The organism is Sphingobacteruim zhuxiongii (assembly GCF_009557615.1).
In the GTDB taxonomy this organism is placed as follows: domain Bacteria; phylum Bacteroidota; class Bacteroidia; order Sphingobacteriales; family Sphingobacteriaceae; genus Sphingobacterium; species Sphingobacterium zhuxiongii.
The window spans coordinates 1,253,916-1,266,866 of the sequence record NZ_CP045652.1 but is presented as its reverse complement, the minus strand read 5'-3'; the positions used below and the strand labels follow the sequence as shown (position 1 = coordinate 1,266,866).

Genomic DNA, 12,951 nt, shown 5'->3' with positions numbered 1-12,951 from the left:
TAGATTAGTATATCAATTTTAAATATTAAAACTATGGGAAAATTTGTAATGTCTACCCGAAAGAACGGAGAATTTCAATTTAATCTAAAAGCTTCTAACGGGCAGGTTATTTTGACAAGCGAAGGATATACAACGAAATCAGCCTGTGAAAATGGTATTTCTTCCGTTAAAAAAAATGCTGCTGACAGCGGCAAATTTGAGAAGTTAACTGCAAAGAATGGAAAGTTCTATTTCAATCTAAAAGCAGGTAATGGACAAATTATCGGCACTAGTGAAATGTATGCGAGTGAGTCTGGACGTGCAAATGGAATAAAGTCGGTTCAGGAAAATGCACCTGAAGCAGCGACTGAAGATTTAACTAGCTAGGTTAAATTCCAATAAGAAATAAATAAAAAGCCCCGAAATTCGGGGCTTTTTATTTATCTATATTTTAGACGATTACCAAATAACAATACGTTTGCCTTTTGGCACGAATAATTTATCACCTTCTTTCGTTTGGAATGCATCATGGAAACCATCTAAGTTGATGATTGGTCCAAATGCACGAAATTGTGCTGGAGAGTGTGGATCTGTTTTCACTTGGTTAACAACAAATTCATCTGTTGTTTTAGAACGCCAGATGGTAGCCCATGATAAGAAGAAACGCTGTTCTTGTGTAAATCCATCAATTAAGCCTGGATTTCCTTTGTCTTTCAAATACATTTTTAAGGCATCGAAAGCAACAGAAGAACCACCCAAGTCACCGATGTTTTCACCTAATGTAAAACGACCGTTAACAAATACTCCCGGTACAGGTTCATACGATTCAAACTGAGCCACTAGAGCATCCGCAGCTTTTTCAAACTTCGCTCTATCGTCATCTGTCCACCAGTTGTTCAAGTTACCATTACCATCATATTGTGAACCTGAGTCATCAAAACCGTGAGACAGTTCATGACCGATCACTGCACCAATACCACCAAAGTTAACTGCTGGATCCGCTTTGTAATCGTAGAATGGAGGTTGAAGAATTGCCGCTGGAAAAACAATCTCATTAAATAGTGGACTGTAATATGCATTTACCATTTGAGGATACATACCCCATTCTGATTTATCAACAGGTTTCCCTTGCTTTGCTAGATTCTCTTTGAAAGACCAACGATTCATGTTGCGTACATTCTCGATCAAGCTGGTACCAACACTAAGATTTGAATAGTCTTTCCATTTGTCTGGATAACCGATCTTCACATTGAACTTAGAGAGTTTCTCTAAAGCCTTTTCCTTTGTCGCTGGAGACATCCAAGCTAAGTCTTTAATATGTTGATTGAATGACTTAACGAGGTATTGTACCATTTCTTCACATGTCTGCTTTGCTTCTGCTGGAAAATGTTCTTTTACATATAACTTACCTAAAAGCTCACCTACATTACTGTTCACAAATGCCAAACCGCGCTTATCTAATGCACGTTGTTCTTTTTGTCCTCTTAATTTCTTACCGTAGAACTCAAACGATAAATCATCAAGCTCCTTTGTTAAGTACCCTGTCGCATCATCCATTACATGGAATTTTAAGTATTCTTTGATAACAGGAAGATTCGCTTGATTTACAATTTGATCTAACTCTTGGTAGTATTTTAACTCCCCAATAATAACGGTATCTGCTGTGAAACCTACACTACGAATGTATTTTGCAACATCCATATTTTTCACGAGTTTACCTAAATCATTAACAGCAATCGGATTATAACGCTTTTGGGCATCGCGTTGCTCCTCTACTGTTTTCAATTTAGAGGCGATCAGCTTTTCAAATTCTACAATTTTAGGACCTTTTAAGTCTTTAGTTTTTTGATCAACCTTTGAATATAAAGTGTTGATGTAGCTTTGGTAGTTTCCTAACGTTTCAGTATTCTTTTCATCAACTTTTTGATAGTAGCTGCGTCCAAGACCTAAACCTCCACCACCTAGATAAACAGCATTCATATTACTGTTTTTCATATGTGCATAGACATAAGCCCCAAAGAATGGGTTACCACCAATTTCAGCGTATTTCAAGAAATAGCTATATAGTCCCTTCAAATCCTTAACCGCATCGATATCCTTCAACTGTTGTTGAATTGGCGCCAAGCCTAATTTATTACGCGAATCAAAGTCAACAAATGAACGGTATAAATCGGCAATCTTTTGTCCATCAGATCCTTTTTCAAATTTTTGATCTAAGGATGTTTTAAGAAGTTTTAAGCTGTTTTCATCCGTGTTCTCTGCTAAGGCATCAAATGATCCCCAACGCGCTTTGTCGGAAGGAATTTGTACGGTTTTCATCCAGTTTCCATTGACATAATTATAAAAGTCATCCTGCGGACGAACATTTTTGTCCATGTAGGACACATTGATAGCTTGGTGGTCTTGAGCGAAGCCTAAGGCCGAACCAGTCATCAATGCAGCAATCAATACGTATTTTTTCATAATAACCATTTATTCTAAAAGGTGTTTTTTGTTACTGCAAACATAGTTAATCTAAAAACAAACTTAAAGTAACTATTCCTTTATATTCGGAATCTAACGCCTTTTTAAAAAGGAAATACGTTATTTTGTATCGATATGCTGATAAAAGTCGACGAAAAGGAATATAAGCTGTTAACAACGGAAAAAAAAGAGATTCGTATTGCTCATCATCAAGAAGAGACGCCAACGGTGTTTGCGCATGCGCAACACAGCATTGATGAAGTCGCGGCATACATCCGTCAATTTCAACAAGATCTTTCTATCTATCCGCAAGCGGAATCCATGTTAGAGTTTTTTCGGATTGCATTGTTTGGAAAAAAATACCCTGTTAAGATTGTTCGTAATGAGGAATTCAAGCCCTTTATTAAGGCTGATCTCGTTCATTGCAGTGCAAAAGCTAATACAGATATTCAGCAAGAGAAATTTGCGGAAAATCTAAGACAACAACTTTTTGAACAATATATACTTCAACGCGTTGGCCATTGGGAAGAACAATTGAATATTTTGACTAACAACATCACTTTTCGGGTGTTAAAGGCGAGTCCCTTTAAAACAAATTGTACTAATCGAAACATCACATTTAATAAACAGATTAAAGATTTTCCCTTACGCACCATAGACTATTTCGTCTTCTCAGCCATATTACCACTATTGAACTCGATTCACGAGATTGAATTAATTCGTCAATACTTTCCCGATTTCGAAAAAATTATAAATCATTTTAATCATGGATAGCAAGTCTTTTGAGTTTACGTTTAGGATAGAAAAGCACGATTGGGATAAGCTAATTATCGATGCATCGCTTTTATTAAAACTAGTACCCGCGGATCAATGGGATTCGTTTCGTTCTTACATCTTTGATCAACTGCAAGATAAAGACGGGAGTCCTCAGGCCGATGGATTCAAGATAACTCAGTTTAAATATTCACCTCAGGACTCGAAGGGTAGTTTTCGATTAAGTTTCGACATTGATCGCCATTTTTGTTGTAGCGACTCTAACAGCTGTTCCAATGACTATGTAGATATGAAATTTAGCTATTTGAATGCTTTATTTCAGGCAGATGGGTGCTATTTTAATTGGACCATTCAATAACAAAAACAAGAAAGCCGCTAATGAAGCGGCTTTCTTGTTTTTGAATAATACTATCCAAAGATCTCATTTAGTTCTTTTGCTAAGCGAAGTCCCGCCTTTAACAAACACTCTTCCATCGGATATTTAAAACGGTATATATAGTCGTAAGACAATTTATTCTGCTTAACGACATCGTCATAAATTACATTCGCTAACTGATGGGATTCATATAGCCACTGCTCAAATGAAGATTGTGTATACTTTTTGAAAAATGATTTATCGTAGTCTAAAACGGCTGCATACTCTATAAAAGAATACTTCTCGTTATCTACTAAATCACTATCCCATACACGATGGATATTCCCAGGACGACCAAAGAATGTAATATCTATTTTATTACCGCCTAAGTCTTCCGCGCGGCTAACATGCATCGGCTGATGCGCATCCCCTAACAGGTGAATAACATAATACAATGCCTGACGTCTTTCTTCTACACTAAGCTTTTTGTCTGCCAATTGTGCTTTCACACGAGCATATGCTTTGTATAAATTTTGATCAGGTGAATTCTGTAAGGCAGTATTAAAATCTTGAAAATTCAAGTTTCCTGCGGTGTTCAAAAAGTGCCATGATCCGGTGCTGTTTAGTAAAGGATCAGGAGAAGATTTAATAAAATCCGCCCAATTCGACCAATATGCAATCTTTTGCTTTCCAATCAAGGATTCAATATTACGTTTTGCTTTTCTTGAAAGATGCTTCTCCGCGATTTCCGAAATAACACGGTGGCCTGTTGTTCCCCAAGCAAATAACTGTTGGCTTGACGTCAACAACATAAAAAACAACACAATCTTTGCTACTGTTTTCATTATAATCTATTTAAAAAGTTCAAATCCATATTGTGCATCTGACCAGAAACTGTCTAATGCGATAATGCGAGGTTTAAAAAATGAAATTAAGCTTGGCCAGTCGTCTCTTCGAAATATACTTACATCTGATAATTCCATATAAATTCGCGCAGTTTCTTTGCCATAATTATCATAACACTGCTCATGCCATACCCATTCTTCGGCGAGTTCCGACTCCAAGACCATCTTGTACTGTAAAAACTGTTCAAACATTAAGCTTCTAATTCCAGCATCTGGATGTGCCATCTCAATAGCAATAAAAGCTTTCTTATTGTCGACATCCATACGAAAGAAAAGATGCTTCACTCCGGTTTTATAATTCACCCAGTTCACCTTTTGTCCCTCTGCACCCAAAATCGGGGTCATGTACTGACCGAAACTCGTCCAAAAGGACTCTCTAATACTTTTTGCTTCGTCTCTGGAATACAATATCTTTTATTTTTCTGCAAAACTAGTAATCTATTTAAACTTTTATGTCTGCTAAGTGTTTTCTTCGTAAATTTAACTATGGACAAAAAGAAATCACTTATAGCACTATCGGTCGTTGCGTTAGGAACTGTAGCTTATAATCTATTACGCCCTATTCGTTCAAAAGTTGAGGTCGTAGAACCTTTTCAATTAGCAAAATATCTCGGGAAATGGTATGAAATTGCGCGTTTTGACTTCCGTTGGGAGAAAAATCTAAAGAATGTAACGGCAGATTATTCGCTTAATGAAGATGGTACTGTCTTAGTAAATAATCAAGGTATTGATCAGACTTCTGGAAAACATAAACAGTCTTTAGGCAAAGCAAAATTTGTAGACGAACAGAACCGTGGTGCATTGAAAGTATCCTTCTTTGGCCCATTCTATTCGGGGTATAACATTGTTAAATTGGATGAAAATTATCAAGATGCCCTTGTTTTCGGTGACAATCTGGATTATATATGGTTCCTCTCTCGCTCAAAAACCATGTCAAAAGAACGGAAGGAAGCCTATTTAAACTACGCAGAAGCAAGTGGATACGATATTTCCAAATTAGTATGGACGGTTCAGGAATAAATGAAATTAGGAATACGACGATTTAAAGAAAAGGTAACTCAATCTCGTTTTTAGCCTTTAGAAAATATTAATATTCACTTTTCAGCGTCAGGAGATCATGGGGAGACCGGCGAACCGGAAGTTCAAGTCTACTTATTTTAAATAATCATCTAATCTTCACATCTACCCCATAAATATGGGTTGTAAGATACTGTAGTCAAGGCTGGTATCTTGCGCGATGCTTTCAGCGATTTCGAGAACATCCTCTTTCGAAATAATATTTTTAAGCCCCGCATTAAACAAGTTTGTCAATTCTTTGGCAGCTTCTAGCTTATCCGCCGGAATAATTAGAGAACTTCCCATATAGAAGTTTAACACCGAACCCGCATAATCACCGAACACATCGAAGTCCAGCCCCCTTTTTTGAGAACGTAAAAAAGTAAGGAATTTCTCGAAATCCCCTTGAATCATGTTGGTTTGCGTAGCTGTTAACATTTCACAAAAATAAACATTGCCGATACTTTTCAAAATTCCAAAAATAAATCGGCGCATTATTCTTTCAAGAAAGAGATAACACGCCGAAAAGATAATCTAGAAAAATTCTTCGTTTATTTTCTTACACTAATTGATACTCTTCTGTCTTTAATACGATCAGATTCAGGAGCGTTCGCTTCAAACTTCGCTAATGAAGAACCATATCCTTCTGTCTCAACTACGCGATCCCCAACACTCATATTGGTTAATGCTGCTTTTACCGCATCAGCACGTTCGCCAGATAGCTTTTTATTGAAAGCCTCATCGCCTGTCTTATCCGTATATCCACCTATTTTAACTTTAACATCCGGGAATACCTTCAAGATTGCCGCTAGATTTTGTAGTTGTGTTTGACTCTCTGCAGTAATTTTCGATGTTCCTGTTTCAAAATTCAAGTTATCAAAATCGAACCAGCGATTTTTCAAGTCATCATCAGAGATCTGTTTGTAGTCGCTGTTTAAGAATGCAACCAATTGATCTTCAATACCACCTTTATAAGCATTAATTGTACTGTTGTCTGGTAGAGTTACCATGATCGATTCACGAACTGGGGTCTCTGTTATGATTTCTTCCACAGTATCCACAGGCGCTACTGTTGATGGGATGGTATCAGTTGCTGCTGTTTCGTTCTCACGGCTACAGCCTTTTCCGAATAGGAACCAAAGTAAAAGTAACAACAGCGGGATAAGTAGCCACCATAAGCCTCCTCCTTTTTTACGTTCTTCCGGCACATGGGCGACAGGACGATCCTCTACTCTATTTGCTGTTCTCGTCACTGGCGGAATAATTGGATCATCTACGATCACATCTTTTACAGGATCAATTATCGGTTCCGGATCTGTTACTGGTATAACAGGTCTTCCTTCAACAACGTTAGGTTGCGATAGAAGCGATGAGCCCAAAGCGCCTAAATTTAATCCAGACGGCAATGCGGCTAAAAAGTCAGATTTGTTATTATCTAACAAGCCTGCAATTCGGCTGCTATCCCAGTCGGTTCCATTTTGAGTTAAAGCACCTACCACTCCTGGAAGAGCCGTTTTCAATAGTTGCATTACCGAACCGCCACTGGTATGGAGAAATCCAGAAACCGTTGCGATCACTTGATCAAGTCCACCACCAAAAATAGATGAAATTAGATGAGAGCTTTTTTCAGAATCCGCCGGATCCTGATCTCCGCTGTTCCACAAGGAACCCAAATCAGAGAAATTTATTTGAGAAAAGTATTGTTTTAAAACATCAATTATCCCACTTTGGTCGCTTGGCGACTTACTTTGTAATCCAAGAAATAAAGAAGGAATTACGGCATCTAAGCCTTTACGGACATTATCTGCACTTTCGCCATGCTTAGCCGCAAGATTGTCGAATACCTGATCATTAAAGTATGATCGAGCGGTAGTTAATAAACTATTTTCCATACTGTCTATATATTGATATACGGGTTAAACAAGCAGTGTAATATTTTTGTTTGCATACAGAGACATTATTAAATTAATGGTAACTTAACATCCTAACCGTATTTTTGACACAAATCAAATATTATCACTCATGATTAAAAAAAGCATAAGCTTTTTCTTCGCCTTCGTATTATGCGTAGGACTAAGCTTTGGACAAAAACAACCTAAGTACATTTTCTTTCTTATCGGTGACGGAATGGGCCTTAACCAAGTACACGCAGCGGAACTATTTTTGGCAAGTCAAGAAAACAAAAACAGTATCGTTCCGATGGTATTCAGCACCTTTCCCCATGCTACACACGCAACTTCGCATTCCCTTTCACATGGTGTTACAGACTCAGGAGCAGGTGGTACTGCTTTAGCTGTAGGATACAAAACTAAAAACGGTGTTATTGGTATGGACAGTACTGGAACGACCGCATATGAAAGCATTGCAAAGAAAGCAAAGAAAAAAGGTATGAAAGTTGGTATAACGACTAGTGTCAGCATCGACCACGCAACCCCTGCTTCATTCTACGCGAACCAAAAAGATCGCGATATGTATTATGAAATTGGTCAAGACATCATCAAATCAAATTTCGACTTTTTTGGTGGAGCTGGTTTCTTAAAACCAGAGACAAATGCTAAGGGAGAAAAAGCTACCCCGTTAATCCCTCAATTAGAAAAAGCTGGTTATACTGTTGTTTATGGAATGAACGATTTCAATAAAGTAAAAAGCGGTACCAATAAACTGATTTTAATGAATGATAAGGGAACATCTCCTTCCGCATTAAAATTTGCTATTGACCAACAACCAAATGATATGAACCTTGCTAATATTACTGAAGCAGCAATCAAAACACTTAGTCAAGGTAATCAAGGATTTTTCTTAATGGTTGAAGGTGGGAAAATCGACTGGGCATGTCATTCAAATGATGGGGCTGCTGCAATTAAAGAGGTTTTAGACTTCAATAAATCCGTGCAAAAAGCCTACGAATTTTACAAGAAACATCCTGAAGAAACGTTAATCGTTGTGACTGCCGACCATGAAACTGGTGGTTTAGCTGTGGGTAATGGTAGCTCTACGTTACGTATAAACAATATCAAAAACCAAAAGATCTCACAAGAAGCACTTTCTGCGAAAATTAATGAACTTCGTGAGAAAAACGGAAATGCGACTTGGGAGCAAGTGAAAACGCTTTTAAGTGAGCAAACAGGTTTATGGACAGAAGTTAAAGTTGGAGAAAAAGAAGAAAGTGAAATTAAGGCTGCATATGAGAAAAGCTTCGTTAATCACCAAAATGAAACAGCGAAGAGTCTGTACGCAAACAACAATAAAATTGCTTCACTAGCTGTAAATGCACTAAATAAAGCATCATCTCTTGGTTGGGCTTCTGGAAATCACTCAGCAGCATTCATCCCTGTATTTGCAATTGGTGTTGGAGCAGAAAACTTTAGCCATAAAATGGATAACGTAGATATTCCAAGAACAGTTGCGAAAATTGCAGGCTGGCAATTCTAAGGAAGCTATCATAATCCTAACTTAAACATTGATCTCAACATATTGGATTAACATTAAGTTCGCAAGTGGCTGAAAAGCCTGAGCAAGAATACTAAAAGACCTATTTTCATATCAGTATTAACGATTAATTCAACTGATATGAAAATAGGTCTTCCAATTTAAACCAATGCCTATTCCTTTATTTGCTTAATTGCAAAGATTCCCCCCACAACTATAAGGATGTTAATCCTTGGAAAATAGCAGTTCCTTAAAACACAACTGGCACTTCCATCAACAAGAATTCAGCATTTGTTGTCGCCTTGATCGACACATGTTCCTCCCCTACAATGCCTAATCCATCGCGCGTATGCATGAGTTGATTCCCAACTTCAACGTCTCCCTTTAATACAAAAACATATAATCCATTATTAGGGTCTTTTAGTACATATTCCCGATTGTACCCCGCATCGAAGGAAGCAAGATGAAACCAAGCGTTCTGATGTATCCAAACGCCCTCGTCATCGGCATTTGGCGATAATATTTGTAAGAAATTATTATGTGTTTTTTCCTTATCGATTGTTTGTTGCTCATATCTAGGGTCAACATTTTGCTTGTTTGGGATGATCCAGATTTGTAAAAACTTCACTGGATCTACTTTGGAGTGATTGTACTCGCTATGTTCAATCCCAGTACCCGCACTCATGACTTGAATATCCCCTGCTTTTATGACAGAACCTGTACCCATACTATCGCTATGCGCTAATTCTCCTTCAAGCGGAATAGAGATAATCTCCATATTACTGTGGGGATGTCTACCGAAGCCCATATCCGGACTTACAAAGTCATCATTTAATACACGGAGAACTCCAAAATTCATCCGTTCCGCATTCATGTACCCTGCAAAACTAAAAGTATGTTTAGAATGCAACCATCCATGATTTGCATCGCCTCTACTGTCCGCTTCGTGATAAAAATATTTTGCCATAATTTCTACTTTCTAATTTAATAACGCAAATATCCAGCAAAGGGTTTTTACTCACATTGATCTAGGATAAGAACGATCAACAGGATAATAACCCTTCGTCTCGAAAACTTAAATATGCACAGTCAGTGAAAATTAGATGGTCGTGAATGCGTATCTCGAGCAAATCAGCCGCTTGGGTAATCTTCTTGGTAATCCGTATATCCATGTCGCTAGCTTTCAGCGTTCCGGAGGGATGGTTATGAGCTAATATAATAGAATGTGATCTATTCAATAATGCGAAGCGAAAAATTGTGCGAATATCGACAGGCGTAAAATCGTTTCCTCCCCTCCCTATCAATTGGGTATCAAGAACCTTACAAGCGGTGTTTAGATAGATCGCCCAGAACTCTTCATTGGGTAAATCTTGCAACTTCGAACGAAAATATTCATAAACCCGTTTACTTGAATTTAGAATAGGAACCTCCTCCTGCAGACAGTCTTGTCTCCGTCTTCCTAATTCTAAGGCCGCAATAATGCTGATTGCTTTTGCTTCACCTATCCCTTTGTACTGGCATAAATCGTGTACTTCAAGTTTTGCAAGCTGTAGCAGATTTTGGTTAACCCCGGAGAGCAGTCGCATGCATAGTTCTACAGCGGATTCTGTTCGCGAACCAGACCCAATTATAATCGCCAGTAATTCTGCATCTGTTAATGCGCGTCGCCCGCGTTCCTTGAGTTTTTCTCTTGGTCGATCTGCTTCTGCCCACTCGCGAATAACCATTTTATGAATCATACGATATCTATTTGATTAACAATCGATTCCCATTAAATATACGGAATTCAGAAGAGATAAAATCATTCAAAATCAATAACTTACAGACATAACTTCCTATTCTAGGCTAAAACCTTATCTTTGTAAATATTTTTCGAATGAATTGAACTTATGAGTAAAGCAATTATCAAAACAGAAAAAGGTGATATGACTGTGCAATTTTACACAGAAGATGCACCAAATACAGTAGCGAACTTTATTAAATTGGCTAAATCAGGATATTATGATGGTTTAACTTTTCACCGTGTAATTCCAGACTTCGTTATTCAAGGCGGATGTCCAAATACACGTGAAGGTGCAACAGGTATGCCAGGTACTGGTGGTCCAGGATATAAAATCGATTGTGAACTAGAAGGTGGCAACCAACACCACGATCGTGGCGTATTGTCAATGGCTCATGCTGGTCGTAATACTGGTGGATCACAATTTTTTGTATGCCATAGTCGCAATAATACTGCTCACTTAGACAGAAATCACACTTGTTTCGGTAAAGTAATTGAGAATGTAGATGTAGTTGATGATATCCGTCAAGGTGATCGTATTCTTGCAGTAGAAATTATTGAAGATTAAGAATTAAGAAAAATGAATTTAAGAGGATTAGTTTCAGTAACTGGTAAGCCAGGTTTATTCAAGTTAATTGGACAAAACAAAGGTGGTTTCATTTTAGAAAGCTTAGACAAGGCGAAGATTAAATCTGTTGTCAATCTGTCAACGACTAAGATGGCAACTTTGGAAGATATCACAATATACGGTGAAGACGATGAAATTCGTTTGATTGATGTATTCGAAGCAATCAAAGGAAATGAAGGCAATACACCGGAAGTAAAAGCTGATGGAGATACTTTGAGAAATTTCTTCAGAGAAGTTGCTCCAGGTCATGACGAACAAAGAGTATATTCTTCTGATATTAAAAAAATAATTTCTTGGTACAATATCATCAAAGAATTACCATTATTTGAAGAAGAAGCACCCGCTCCTTTAGCATAAGAATATTAAAATAAGAAAAGCACTTCGAATGAGGTGCTTTTTTTTATTATCCCCCGTCCTAGTTCATTATTTCAGCATTTCTTACTAAATTGATAGCTCACAGCGATAAACTTCATGCGATGAGCATATTTAATAAGCTTTTTAAAGGTAATTCTGAGCGAGTAAGCGAAATTCAATCTATTGTAGATTTCTGGAAATGGTTCAATGATCATGAAAAAGAATTCTACAAAGCAGTTCAAGACGGAAAGAACATAGAAGGTCAATTCTTTGTCCCTCTAGCGGAGCAGCTATCGAAACTACATGAGCGTATTTATTTTCTTGTAGGAATTCATAAGGAAACAAAAGTTGCTGAACTAACACTCACGCCTGATGCAATTGTAAGAAATATTGCATTTATCGAAGATCTTGTAAAAGAAGCCCCTTCTTTAGACTCTTGGCGCTTTATTGCGTTAAAAGAAGCGAGCGACATCAAGGATTTTGGTATTAAAATGAATAATAGGAATTACAGCAGTGATAATCTAAAATTCTATCCTATTGAACATCCGGCCTTTCCCGATCAAATCGATTTGGTTCTTGTTTATGAGCTTTATGACGCTAATCTTCATGAGGAAATTTATAATGGTGTTTGCATATTTTTAGACAATGCACTCGGCGAGTTGAAGTCCATAACGAGTATCGACAACGTATCAGTAGTGGGTCCAGATCAAGAACATCCCGATCTTATTCCCTTAGAAAAATTAAATGCTTACCTTACATGGCGCGAGAAAGAATTTGTTGAGAAATACGATAAGATAACACATAATAGTCAGGACGATGTGTACTCCTCTTTTGAAGGCGAACTTGAAGATGGTCTGCCGATTTTCGCCATCGTAAATAAGACTTTGTTGGATTGGGATTATAAAGCTTCGCACCCTTGGGTTTTACTTATCATGATTCATTATGATGGAATACCAGAGAATGGGTTACCCGATGATGCAACATACGAGTTGATGGATAGATTAGAGGATGATGTTAGCAACAGGCTTCCCGAGACAGAGGGATACCTCAACATACTCCGAGAAACAGGCAATGGGCTCCGTGAAATAAACATGGTCTGCCGAGACTTCCGAACACCCTCACGAGTGATGACGGAAATCGTCAAGAAATATGCGAATAACTTTAAAGTAGAATTCGATATATACAAAGACAAGTATTGGCATAGTTTCGATAAATTCAAGGAATAGCA

General features: G+C 37.7%; 15 protein-coding genes. 8 read left to right on the top strand and 7 right to left on the bottom strand.

Features of this window, described 5'->3' with window-relative positions; all coding sequences use genetic code 11:
* Nucleotides 1–33 precede the first annotated feature (33 nt).
* Nucleotides 34–366 carry a YegP family protein gene (locus GFH32_RS05510; protein ID WP_153510125.1) on the top strand — a complete coding sequence of 111 codons (333 nt, stop codon included), beginning with the start codon at nt 34–36 and terminating at the stop codon, nt 364–366.
* Nucleotides 367–438: 72 nt separating this feature from the next.
* On the opposite strand, the gene GFH32_RS05505 is transcribed toward GFH32_RS05510, so the two are convergent.
* On the bottom strand, nt 439–2,442 hold the full coding sequence (locus tag GFH32_RS05505) for a M13 family metallopeptidase (RefSeq protein ID WP_153510124.1): 2,004 nt from the start codon (nt 2,440–2,442) through the stop codon (nt 439–441).
* 135 nt (nt 2,443–2,577) lie between these two features.
* On the opposite strand from GFH32_RS05505, the gene GFH32_RS05500 reads away from it, so the two are divergent.
* Nucleotides 2,578–3,216, top strand: a complete 639-nt coding sequence (locus tag GFH32_RS05500; RefSeq protein ID WP_153510123.1) for a YgjP-like metallopeptidase domain-containing protein — start codon at nt 2,578–2,580, stop codon at nt 3,214–3,216.
* A complete protein-coding gene (locus GFH32_RS05495; protein WP_153510122.1) occupies nt 3,209–3,574 on the top strand; it encodes a hypothetical protein in 366 nt (121 codons plus the stop codon). The genes GFH32_RS05500 and GFH32_RS05495 overlap by 8 nt, the downstream gene beginning before the upstream one ends.
* A gap of 50 nt (nt 3,575–3,624) precedes the next feature.
* On the opposite strand, the gene GFH32_RS05490 is transcribed toward GFH32_RS05495, so the two are convergent.
* Nucleotides 3,625–4,416 (bottom strand): S1/P1 nuclease, encoded by a 792-nt coding sequence (locus GFH32_RS05490; RefSeq protein WP_153510121.1) that lies wholly within the window; start codon nt 4,414–4,416, stop codon nt 3,625–3,627.
* A gap of 6 nt (nt 4,417–4,422) precedes the next feature.
* Nucleotides 4,423–4,884, bottom strand: a complete 462-nt coding sequence (locus GFH32_RS05485) for a DUF4268 domain-containing protein (RefSeq protein ID WP_194285673.1) — start codon at nt 4,882–4,884, stop codon at nt 4,423–4,425.
* 78 nt (nt 4,885–4,962) lie between these two features.
* Here GFH32_RS05485 and GFH32_RS05480 point away from each other — a divergent pair, with 78 nt between their 5' ends.
* Nucleotides 4,963–5,496, top strand: coding sequence for a lipocalin family protein (locus GFH32_RS05480; RefSeq protein ID WP_153510120.1), 534 nt, complete (start codon nt 4,963–4,965; stop codon nt 5,494–5,496).
* Nucleotides 5,497–5,658: 162 nt separating this feature from the next.
* On the opposite strand, the gene GFH32_RS05475 is transcribed toward GFH32_RS05480, so the two are convergent.
* Together GFH32_RS05475 and GFH32_RS05470 are read right to left on the bottom strand one after the other, a co-directional pair.
* Nucleotides 5,659–6,027 (bottom strand): hypothetical protein, encoded by a 369-nt coding sequence (locus tag GFH32_RS05475; protein WP_160366792.1) that lies wholly within the window; start codon nt 6,025–6,027, stop codon nt 5,659–5,661.
* 56 nt (nt 6,028–6,083) lie between these two features.
* Complete coding sequence (locus tag GFH32_RS05470; RefSeq protein WP_153510118.1) at nt 6,084–7,424, bottom strand: OmpA family protein; 1,341 nt, start codon at nt 7,422–7,424, stop codon at nt 6,084–6,086.
* 130 nt (nt 7,425–7,554) lie between these two features.
* Here GFH32_RS05470 and GFH32_RS05465 point away from each other — a divergent pair, with 130 nt between their 5' ends.
* Nucleotides 7,555–8,964 carry an alkaline phosphatase gene (locus GFH32_RS05465; RefSeq protein ID WP_153510117.1) on the top strand — a complete coding sequence of 470 codons (1,410 nt, stop codon included), beginning with the start codon at nt 7,555–7,557 and terminating at the stop codon, nt 8,962–8,964.
* Between the two features lie 247 nt (nt 8,965–9,211).
* Here GFH32_RS05465 and GFH32_RS05460 read toward each other — a convergent pair whose 3' ends face one another.
* Both GFH32_RS05460 and radC read right to left on the bottom strand, forming a co-directional pair.
* Nucleotides 9,212–9,928, bottom strand: a complete 717-nt coding sequence (locus GFH32_RS05460) for a pirin family protein (protein WP_153510116.1) — start codon at nt 9,926–9,928, stop codon at nt 9,212–9,214.
* A 76-nt stretch (nt 9,929–10,004) separates the two neighbouring features.
* On the bottom strand, nt 10,005–10,700 hold the full coding sequence (gene radC, locus GFH32_RS05455) for a RadC family protein (protein WP_153510115.1): 696 nt from the start codon (nt 10,698–10,700) through the stop codon (nt 10,005–10,007).
* Nucleotides 10,701–10,850: 150 nt separating this feature from the next.
* Between radC and GFH32_RS05450 the strand changes: the two genes are divergently transcribed.
* The 3 genes from GFH32_RS05450 to GFH32_RS05440 all read left to right on the top strand — a co-directional run bounded on the left by GFH32_RS05450 (nt 10,851) and on the right by GFH32_RS05440 (nt 12,949).
* Nucleotides 10,851–11,309, top strand: a complete 459-nt coding sequence (locus GFH32_RS05450) for a peptidylprolyl isomerase (protein ID WP_153510114.1) — start codon at nt 10,851–10,853, stop codon at nt 11,307–11,309.
* 12 nt (nt 11,310–11,321) lie between these two features.
* Nucleotides 11,322–11,726, top strand: a complete 405-nt coding sequence (locus tag GFH32_RS05445; protein WP_153510113.1) for a DUF5606 family protein — start codon at nt 11,322–11,324, stop codon at nt 11,724–11,726.
* 119 nt (nt 11,727–11,845) lie between these two features.
* Nucleotides 11,846–12,949: a DUF695 domain-containing protein gene (locus GFH32_RS05440; RefSeq protein ID WP_153510112.1), complete on the top strand. Its 1,104-nt coding sequence runs from the start codon at nt 11,846–11,848 to the stop codon at nt 12,947–12,949.
* Nucleotides 12,950–12,951: the final 2 nt, after the last annotated feature.

Bases quoted from the DNA above. Each gene is read 5' to 3' on its own strand.
- GFH32_RS05510 (WP_153510125.1), top strand. From the start codon at position 34: ATGGGAAAATTTGTAATGTCTACCCGAAAGAACGGAGAATTTCAATTT.
- GFH32_RS05505 (WP_153510124.1), bottom strand. From the start codon at position 2,442: ATGAAAAAATACGTATTGATTGCTGCATTGATGACTGGTTCGGCCTTA.
- GFH32_RS05500 (WP_153510123.1), top strand. From the start codon at position 2,578: ATGCTGATAAAAGTCGACGAAAAGGAATATAAGCTGTTAACAACGGAA.
- GFH32_RS05495 (WP_153510122.1), top strand. From the start codon at position 3,209: ATGGATAGCAAGTCTTTTGAGTTTACGTTTAGGATAGAAAAGCACGAT.
- GFH32_RS05490 (WP_153510121.1), bottom strand. From the start codon at position 4,416: ATGAAAACAGTAGCAAAGATTGTGTTGTTTTTTATGTTGTTGACGTCA.
- GFH32_RS05480 (WP_153510120.1), top strand. From the start codon at position 4,963: ATGGACAAAAAGAAATCACTTATAGCACTATCGGTCGTTGCGTTAGGA.
- GFH32_RS05475 (WP_160366792.1), bottom strand. From the start codon at position 6,027: ATGCGCCGATTTATTTTTGGAATTTTGAAAAGTATCGGCAATGTTTAT.
- GFH32_RS05470 (WP_153510118.1), bottom strand. From the start codon at position 7,424: ATGGAAAATAGTTTATTAACTACCGCTCGATCATACTTTAATGATCAG.
- GFH32_RS05465 (WP_153510117.1), top strand. From the start codon at position 7,555: ATGATTAAAAAAAGCATAAGCTTTTTCTTCGCCTTCGTATTATGCGTA.
- GFH32_RS05460 (WP_153510116.1), bottom strand. From the start codon at position 9,928: ATGGCAAAATATTTTTATCACGAAGCGGACAGTAGAGGCGATGCAAAT.
- radC (WP_153510115.1), bottom strand. From the start codon at position 10,700: ATGATTCATAAAATGGTTATTCGCGAGTGGGCAGAAGCAGATCGACCA.
- GFH32_RS05450 (WP_153510114.1), top strand. From the start codon at position 10,851: ATGAGTAAAGCAATTATCAAAACAGAAAAAGGTGATATGACTGTGCAA.
- GFH32_RS05445 (WP_153510113.1), top strand. From the start codon at position 11,322: ATGAATTTAAGAGGATTAGTTTCAGTAACTGGTAAGCCAGGTTTATTC.
- GFH32_RS05440 (WP_153510112.1), top strand. From the start codon at position 11,846: ATGAGCATATTTAATAAGCTTTTTAAAGGTAATTCTGAGCGAGTAAGC.